The sequence below is a fragment of the Streptomyces sp. NPDC059564 genome, assembly GCF_042735575.1.
Classification (GTDB): Bacteria; Actinomycetota; Actinomycetes; order Streptomycetales; family Streptomycetaceae; genus Streptomyces.
This window is the reverse complement of record NZ_JBHWBP010000379.1, coordinates 1-7,201: the sequence shown is the minus strand read 5'-3', so window position 1 is coordinate 7,201 and position 7,201 is coordinate 1. Positions and strand designations below refer to the sequence as shown.

Below are 7,201 nucleotides of genomic sequence, written 5' to 3'. Positions count from 1 at the left end.
GGGAGGGCGCGGCCACCGCCGTACGGATGCGGGTGCCGGTCAGGCGCCCATCGCGTGCAGGCCGCCGTCGACGTGGACGATCTCGCCGGTGGTCTTCGGGAACCAGTCCGACAGCAGGGCCACGACGCCCTTGCCCGCCGGCTCCGGGTCGCTCATGTCCCACTCCAGCATCGAGCGGGAGTTCCAGACGTCCGCGAGCTCCGAGAAGCCCGGGATGGACTTCGCGGCCATCGAGCCGATCGGACCGGCCGAGACCAGGTTGCAGCGGATCTTCTCCTTGCCCAGGTCACGGGCGAGGTAGCGGCTGGTGGCCTCCAGCGCGGCCTTGGCCGGGCCCATCCAGTCGTACTGCGGCCAGGCGAACTGCGCGTCGAAGGTGAGGCCGACGACGGCCGCGCCCTCCGCCGGGAACAGCGGCTTGCAGGCCATGGTCAGCGACTTCAGCGAGAACGCCGAGACGTGCATGGCGGTGGCGACCGACTCGAACGGGGTGTTCAGGAAGTTGCCGCCGAGGGCGTCCTGCGGGGCGAAGCCGATCGAGTGGACGACGCCGTCGAGGCCGCCGAGCTCGTCGCGGACGAGGCCCTCCAGGCGGGCCAGGTGCTCGTCGTTGGTGACGTCGAGCTCGATCACCTTGACCGGCTTGGGCAGCTTCTTGGCGATGCGCTCGGTCAGCGACGGGCGGGGCCACGCGGTGAGGATGACCTCGGCGCCCTGCTCCTGGGCCAGCCGGGCGGTGTGGAACGCGATGGACGACTCCATCAGCACCCCGGTGATGAGGATGCGCTTGCCCTCGAGAATTCCGCTCATGGTGATCAGTGACCCATGCCCAATCCGCCGTCAACGGGAATGACGGCTCCTGTGATGTACGCGGCGTCGTCGGACGCCAGGAAGCTCACGGCTGCCGCGATCTCCTCGGGCTGCGCGTAGCGGGCCAGCGGCACCTGCCCCAGGATGGCCTCGCGCTGCTCGTCGGTGAGCACCTTCGTCATGGCGGTGTCCACGAAGCCCGGGGCCACCACGTTGAAGGTGATGTTGCGGGAGCCCAGCTCGCGGGCGAGGGAGCGGGCGAAGCCCACCAGCGCGGCCTTCGAGGCGGCGTAGTTGGCCTGGCCGGCCGAACCCATCAGACCCACAACCGAGGAGATCAGGACGACGCGTCCCTTCTTGGCCCTGAGCATGCCACGGTTCGCGCGCTTGACCACGCGGAAGGTGCCGGTGAGGTTGGTGTCGACGACGGAGGCGAAGTCTTCCTCGGACATGCGCATCAGCAGCGTGTCCTTGGTGACGCCGGCGTTGGCCACCAGCACCTCGACGTTGCCGTGCTTGGCCTCGACTTCCTTGTAGGCCTGCTCCACCTGCTCGGAGTCGGTGATGTCGCAGCGCACGGCCAGCACACCCAGGTCGGTGAGCTCCTGCGGCGGCTCTCCAGAGCGGTACGTGATCGCGACCTTGTCGCCGGCCTGGGCGAAGGCTCGGGCGATGGCGAGGCCGATGCCCCGGTTACCTCCGGTGACGAGAACCGAGCGGCTCAACGGATCACCCTTTCGCTAGCTGTCTGAGTAGCAAAAACCTATCGGTCCGGTTGGCTATCCGGAGAATCGGGCTCCGACAGGGCCTTGCGACGCGCTCTGTCGAATACCTACAGAAACATGTAGGCACCGGAGCCCGGATCGCGACATGATCGAGCAGACCTGCCCCGACCCCGGGAGGATTTCCGTGGCCCATTCCATCGACGCGGCCTTCACCGCGCTGCCCCTCCGGGCGCTCGCCGACGCGGCGCTCGCCCGGGCCCGCGCGCTGGGCGCCGACCATGCCGACTTCCGGCTGGAGCGGATCCGCAGCGCCTCCTGGCGCCTGCGCGACGCCAAGCCCTCCGGCGGCTCCGACACCACGGACCTCGGTTACGCGGTCCGTGTGGTGCACGGCGGCAGCTGGGGCTTCGCCTCCGGCGTGGACCTCACCATGGACGCCGCCGCCAAGGTGGCCTCGCAGGCCGTGGCCATGGCGAAGCTGTCCGCCCAGGTGATCAAGGCCGCGGGCTCCGACGAGCGCGTCGAGCTGGCCGACGAGCCGGTGCACGCCGAGAAGACCTGGATCTCCGCCTACGACGTGGACCCCTTCGCGGTGCCGGACGCCGAGAAGGCGGCCCTGCTCGCCGACTGGAGCTCCCGGCTGCTGGCCGCCGACGGCGTCGCGCACGTCGACGCCTCGCTGCTCGCCGTCCACGAGAACAAGTTCTACGCCGACACCGCGGGCACCTCCACCACCCAGCAGCGGGTGCGGATCCACCCGCAGCTCACGGCCGTCGCCGTCAACGCCACCACCGGCGAGTTCGACTCGATGCGCACCATCGCCCCGCCCGCCGGGCGCGGCTGGGAGTACCTGACGGGCACCGGCTGGGACTGGAACGCCGAGCTGGAGGAGATCCCCGGCCTGCTCGCCGAGAAGATGCGGGCGCCGAGCGTCGAGGCCGGGCGCTACGACCTCGTCGTGCACCCGTCCAACCTGTGGCTGACCATCCACGAGTCCATCGGACACGCCACCGAGCTCGACCGGGCGCTGGGCTACGAGGCGGCGTACGCGGGGACCTCCTTCGCCACCTTCGACCAGCTCGGCAAGCTCAAGTACGGCTCCTCGATCATGAACGTGACCGGTGACCGCACGGCCGAGCACGGCCTGGCCACGATCGGGTACGACGACGAGGGCGTCGAGGCGCAGAGCTGGGACCTGGTCAAGGACGGCACCCTGACCGGCTACCAGCTGGACCGGCGCATCGCGAAGCTCACCGGCCTCGGCCGCTCCAACGGCTGCGCGTACGCCGACTCCCCCGGCCACGTGCCCGTCCAGCGGATGGCGAACGTCTCGCTCCAGCCGGATCCGGGCGGACTGTCCACGGAGGACCTGATCGGCGGGGTGGAGCGCGGGATCTACGTGGTCGGCGACCGCTCCTGGTCGATCGACATGCAGCGGTACAACTTCCAGTTCACCGGTCAGCGCTTCTTCCGCATCGAGAACGGCCGGCTGGCCGGGCAGCTGCGCGACGTCGCGTACCAGGCCACGACCACCGACTTCTGGGGCTCGATGGAGAAGGTCGGCGGCCCGCAGACCTACGTCCTGGGCGGCGCCTTCAACTGCGGAAAGGCCCAGCCGGGCCAGGTCGCGGCGGTCTCCCACGGCTGCCCGTCCGCCCTGTTCCGCGACGTGAACATCCTCAACACGACGCAGGAGGCCGGACGCTGATGTCGACCCGAACCAAGCCGCACGAGATCGTCGAGCGCGCCCTGGAGCTGTCCACCGCCGACGGCTGCGTCGTGATCGCCGACGAGGAGTCCAGCGCCAACCTGCGCTGGGCGGGCAACGCGCTCACCACCAACGGCGTCACCCGCGGCCGCACCCTGACGGTCATCGCCACCGTCGACGGCAAGGAGGGCACGGCCTCGGGGGTCGTCTCGCGCTCCGCCGTCACCGCCGCGGACCTGGAGCCGCTGGTCCGGGCCGCCGAGGCGGCCGCGCGCGGGGCCGGTCCCGCCGAGGACGCCCAGCCGCTGGTGACCGGGACCCCGGCCTCGCCGGACTTCACCGACGGCCCCGTCGAGACCTCCTCGGCGGTGTTCGCGGACTTCGCCCCGGCCCTCGGCGAGGCCTTCGCCCGGGCCCGGGCGGGCGGCCGGGAGCTGTACGGGTTCGCCAACCACGAGCTGGTGTCCACGTACGTCGGCACGTCGACCGGGCTGCGGCTGCGCCACGACCAGCCCAACGGCACGCTGGAGCTGAACGCGAAGTCCCCGGACCGCACGCGCTCGGCCTGGGCGGGCCGCGCCACCCGGGACTTCAAGGACGTCGACCCGACCGTGCTCGACGCGGAGCTGGCCGTACGGCTGGGCTGGGCGGAGCGCAAGGTCGAGCTGCCCGCCGGCCGGTACGAGACGCTGCTGCCGCCCACGGCCGTGGCGGACCTGCTGATCTACCAGATGTGGTCGGCGGCGGCCCGGGACGCGGTGGAGGGCCGGACGGTCTTCTCCAAGCCCGGCGGCGGCACCCGGCTCGGCGAGAAGCTCTCCGAGCTGCCGCTGACCCTGCGCAGCGACCCGAACGCGCCCGGCCTGGAGTCCGCGCCCTTCGTCATCGCGCACAGCTCGGGAGACGACGCCTCGGTGTTCGACAACGGCCTGCCGGTCCCGGCGACCGAGTGGATCAGCGGCGGCGAGCTGGCCCGGCTGACCACGACCCGGCACAGCGCGGCCCTGACCGGGATGCCGCTCTCCCCGGCCTTCGGGAACCTGATCCTGGACGGAGGCGGCGACAAGTCCCTCGAGGAGATGGTCGCGGGCACCGAGCGGGGCCTGCTGCTGACCTGCCTCTGGTACATCCGCGAGGTCGACCCGGCCACCCTGCTGCTCACCGGCCTCACCCGGGACGGCGTCTACCTGGTGGAGAACGGGCAGGTCACGGGCGAGGTCAACAACTTCCGGTTCAACGAGTCCCCGGTGGACCTGCTGTCGCGGGCCTCGGAGGCCGGCCGGACCGAGAAGACCCTGCCGCGCGAGTGGGGCGACTGGTTCACCCGGGCCGCGATGCCCGCGCTGCGCATCCCGGACTTCAACATGAGCTCGGTCAGCAAGGGCGTCTGACCCACCTAGACTGACCATGGCAATTTCAGACATCGAAGGAGTCGAGAGACCGTGACGGACATCGTCGACGAACTGAAGTGGCGTGGGCTCTTCGCCCAGTCCACCGACGAAGAAGCGCTGCGGAAGGCGTTCGCGGACGGTCCTGTCACGTTCTATTGCGGCTTCGACCCGACGGCGGCCTCGCTGCACGTGGGACACCTGGTGCAGGTGCTCACCGTGCGCCGGCTCCAGCAGGCCGGCCACCGGCCGCTGGCGCTGGTCGGCGGGGCCACCGGTCAGATCGGTGACCCGCGCCCGACCGCCGAGCGCACGCTGAACGACCCGGAGACCATCGCGAACTGGGTGACCCGGCTGCGCTCGCAGATCGAGCCGTTCCTGTCCTTCGAGGGCGAGAACGCGGCGCTCATGGTCAACAACCTGGACTGGACGGCGGGCATGTCCGCCATCGAGTTCCTGCGGGACATCGGCAAGCACTTCCGCGTGAACAAGATGCTGACGAAGGACTCGGTCGCCAAGCGGCTGGAGTCGGACCAGGGCATCAGCTACACCGAGTTCAGCTACCAGCTGCTCCAGGGCATGGACTTCCTGGAGCTGTACCGCCGCTACGGCTGCGTGCTCCAGCAGGGCGGCTCGGACCAGTGGGGCAACCTGACGGCCGGGCTCGACCTGATCCACCGGGTGGAGCCGGACGCGCACGTCCACGCGATGGCGACCCCGCTGATGGTCAAGGCGGACGGCACCAAGTTCGGCAAGTCCGAGAGCGGCGCCGTCTGGCTGGACCCGGAGATGACCACCCCGTACGCGTTCTACCAGTTCTGGCTGAACGTGGACGACCGGGACATCTCCACCTACATGCGGATCCTGTCCTTCAAGTCCCGTGCGGAGCTGGAGGAGCTGGAGGCGCAGACCGCCGAGCGGCCGCAGGCGCGCGCCGCGCAGCGGGCGCTCGCGGAGGAGCTGACCACGCTGGTGCACGGCGCGGACCAGTGCGCCGCCGTGATCGCGGCGTCGAAGGCGCTGTTCGGCCAGGGCGAGCTCACGGAACTGGACGAGGCCACGCTGGCCGCGGCCCTCTCCGAGCTGCCGCACGCCGAGGTCGCCGAGCTGGGCCTGGTCGTGGACCTGCTCGCGGAGACCGGCCTGGTCGCCAGCAAGTCCGCCGCCCGCCGGACCGTGAAGGAGGGCGGCGCCTACGTGAACAACGCGAAGGTCACCGCCGAGGACGCGGTCCCGGCCGTGGAGGACCTGCTGCACGGCCGCTGGCTGGTGCTGCGGCGCGGCAAGAAGAACCTGGCGGCGGTCGAGGTCACCGGCGCCTGACGGCATGCGCGGCGAGGGGCCGGTGCGGACGTGACGTCCGCATCGGCCCCTTCGTCATGGGCGGCGCGCTACGCGGTCCGGCGTTTGCCCCACAGCGCCATGTAGGCCATGTCGCCGAGACCGACGATCAAAACCGCTCCGGCCAGCTGCAGCAGGTGCCGGATCCAGTCGATGCCCCGGGTTTCCTCGACGCCGATCCACCGCGCGACGGCGTTGCCGAGGAGGGCGCCGACGATGCCGAAGAGGGTGGTCAGCCACAGGGGCTGGTGCTGCTTGCCCGGCAGGACGGCCCGGGCTATCAGGCCCAGCACGAAACCGACGATGATCGCCCACAACCATTGCATGTCGAGCCTCCTCGTGGCGCGTTGTGCGCATGTTGCGCCCAGTCTCGACCCGTCCGGCCCCTCTCGCATGTCGGGCGGCCCCATCGGGGGACACCCGCTCTCCCCGCCCGCGCGGAGGCGGCGTACGGTGGGAGGGTTGCGGGCCGGGGAGTGTCCGGCGGGTGGATCGGGTGGTGGAGCATGGAGCGGACGAAGCGGAACGGGGCCGAGGTCTTCCGGATCACCGGAGCGCGGATGAGCCTCGCCGAGGACGTGCGCGGACGGCAGCGCCGGTACGTGATCTCGATGACGGTCAGGACCCTGTCGGTCGTCGCCACGGTCCTGCTGTGGAACGTGGAACGCCATGTGGCGATGGTGACGCTGGCGGCCGGTCTCCTGCTGCCCTACATCGCCGTGGTCATCGCCAACGCCGGCCGCGAGTCGACGCCCTCGCTGCCCTCGCACTTCATGCCGGCCCCTGTGCGCCCGGCACTGGACCCGGGGAACCTCAGCAAAAGCTCAGATCAATCATGAAGTTCCGGTGCACCCCACCGGGTCCTGCGTGACATACTGCCTACGCGCTCCGCATCCCCCGTCGGAGCGACGGACCGACGCCGGGCAGCTCCCCCCGTGGCTGCCCGGCGTCGCCCTTCCGTTTGTAGGGTTGAGGCCGTGAACTCCCCTGACTTCTTCTCCCGCCCCGAGCCCGAAACCGCCACCTGCTCCGCCAAGGGCTGCCGTGACGCGGCGGTCTGGGTCCTGGCGTGGAACAACCCGAAACTGCACACGCCGGAGCGGCGCAAGACGTGGCTGGCGTGCGAGGAGCACCGCGAACACCTCTCGCAGTTCCTCGGGGTGCGCGGTTTCCTGAAGGACGTCGTGAGGCTCGACGAGTGGGTGCAGCCGGAGGGCTCGGAACGCGCC

At 70.7% G+C, this 7,201-nt stretch carries 8 protein-coding genes; 5 read left to right on the top strand and 3 right to left on the bottom strand.

The window, feature by feature from the left end; all coding sequences use genetic code 11:
* Positions 1-39 precede the first annotated feature (39 nt).
* Together fabI and fabG are read right to left on the bottom strand one after the other, a co-directional pair.
* A complete protein-coding gene (fabI, locus tag ACFV0Q_RS35770; RefSeq protein ID WP_385011323.1) occupies positions 40-810 on the bottom strand; it encodes an enoyl-ACP reductase FabI in 771 nt (256 codons plus the stop codon).
* Positions 811-815: 5 nt separating this feature from the next.
* Positions 816-1,535: a 3-oxoacyl-[acyl-carrier-protein] reductase gene (gene fabG / locus ACFV0Q_RS35765; RefSeq protein ID WP_385011321.1), complete on the bottom strand. Its 720-nt coding sequence runs from the start codon at positions 1,533-1,535 to the stop codon at positions 816-818.
* Positions 1,536-1,680: 145 nt separating this feature from the next.
* On the opposite strand from fabG, the gene ACFV0Q_RS35760 reads away from it, so the two are divergent.
* The 3 genes from ACFV0Q_RS35760 to tyrS are packed head-to-tail and all read left to right on the top strand — an operon-like array spanning position 1,681 to position 5,954.
* Positions 1,681-3,243: a TldD/PmbA family protein gene (locus ACFV0Q_RS35760; RefSeq protein ID WP_385011319.1), complete on the top strand. Its 1,563-nt coding sequence runs from the start codon at positions 1,681-1,683 to the stop codon at positions 3,241-3,243.
* Positions 3,243-4,634 (top strand): metallopeptidase TldD-related protein, encoded by a 1,392-nt coding sequence (locus tag ACFV0Q_RS35755; protein WP_385011317.1) that lies wholly within the window; start codon positions 3,243-3,245, stop codon positions 4,632-4,634. Before ACFV0Q_RS35760 ends, ACFV0Q_RS35755 begins: the two co-directional genes overlap by 1 nt.
* Before the next feature lie 51 nt (positions 4,635-4,685).
* Complete coding sequence (tyrS, locus tag ACFV0Q_RS35750) at positions 4,686-5,954, top strand: tyrosine--tRNA ligase (RefSeq protein ID WP_385011315.1); 1,269 nt, start codon at positions 4,686-4,688, stop codon at positions 5,952-5,954.
* A gap of 68 nt (positions 5,955-6,022) precedes the next feature.
* Here tyrS and ACFV0Q_RS35745 read toward each other — a convergent pair whose 3' ends face one another.
* The gene (locus tag ACFV0Q_RS35745) at positions 6,023-6,298 is read right to left on the bottom strand and encodes a GlsB/YeaQ/YmgE family stress response membrane protein (protein WP_385011313.1); all 276 of its coding nucleotides are present in this window, start codon (positions 6,296-6,298) and stop codon (positions 6,023-6,025) included.
* A 180-nt stretch (positions 6,299-6,478) separates the two neighbouring features.
* On the opposite strand from ACFV0Q_RS35745, the gene ACFV0Q_RS35740 reads away from it, so the two are divergent.
* Positions 6,479-6,811 (top strand): DUF3099 domain-containing protein, encoded by a 333-nt coding sequence (locus ACFV0Q_RS35740; protein ID WP_385011312.1) that lies wholly within the window; start codon positions 6,479-6,481, stop codon positions 6,809-6,811.
* Positions 6,812-6,949: 138 nt separating this feature from the next.
* Positions 6,950-7,201, top strand: a 252-nt coding sequence (locus ACFV0Q_RS35735) for a hypothetical protein (RefSeq protein WP_385011310.1), incomplete at its 3' end; no start/stop codon positions are given.

Coding starts and splice junctions, on each gene's coding strand:
- ACFV0Q_RS35760 (WP_385011319.1), top strand. CDS start 1,681: ATGATCGAGCAGACCTGCCCCGACCCCGGGAGGATTTCCGTGGCCCAT.
- ACFV0Q_RS35745 (WP_385011313.1), bottom strand. CDS start 6,298: ATGCAATGGTTGTGGGCGATCATCGTCGGTTTCGTGCTGGGCCTGATA.
- fabI (WP_385011323.1), bottom strand. CDS start 810: ATGAGCGGAATTCTCGAGGGCAAGCGCATCCTCATCACCGGGGTGCTG.
- ACFV0Q_RS35740 (WP_385011312.1), top strand. CDS start 6,479: ATGGAGCGGACGAAGCGGAACGGGGCCGAGGTCTTCCGGATCACCGGA.
- ACFV0Q_RS35755 (WP_385011317.1), top strand. CDS start 3,243: ATGTCGACCCGAACCAAGCCGCACGAGATCGTCGAGCGCGCCCTGGAG.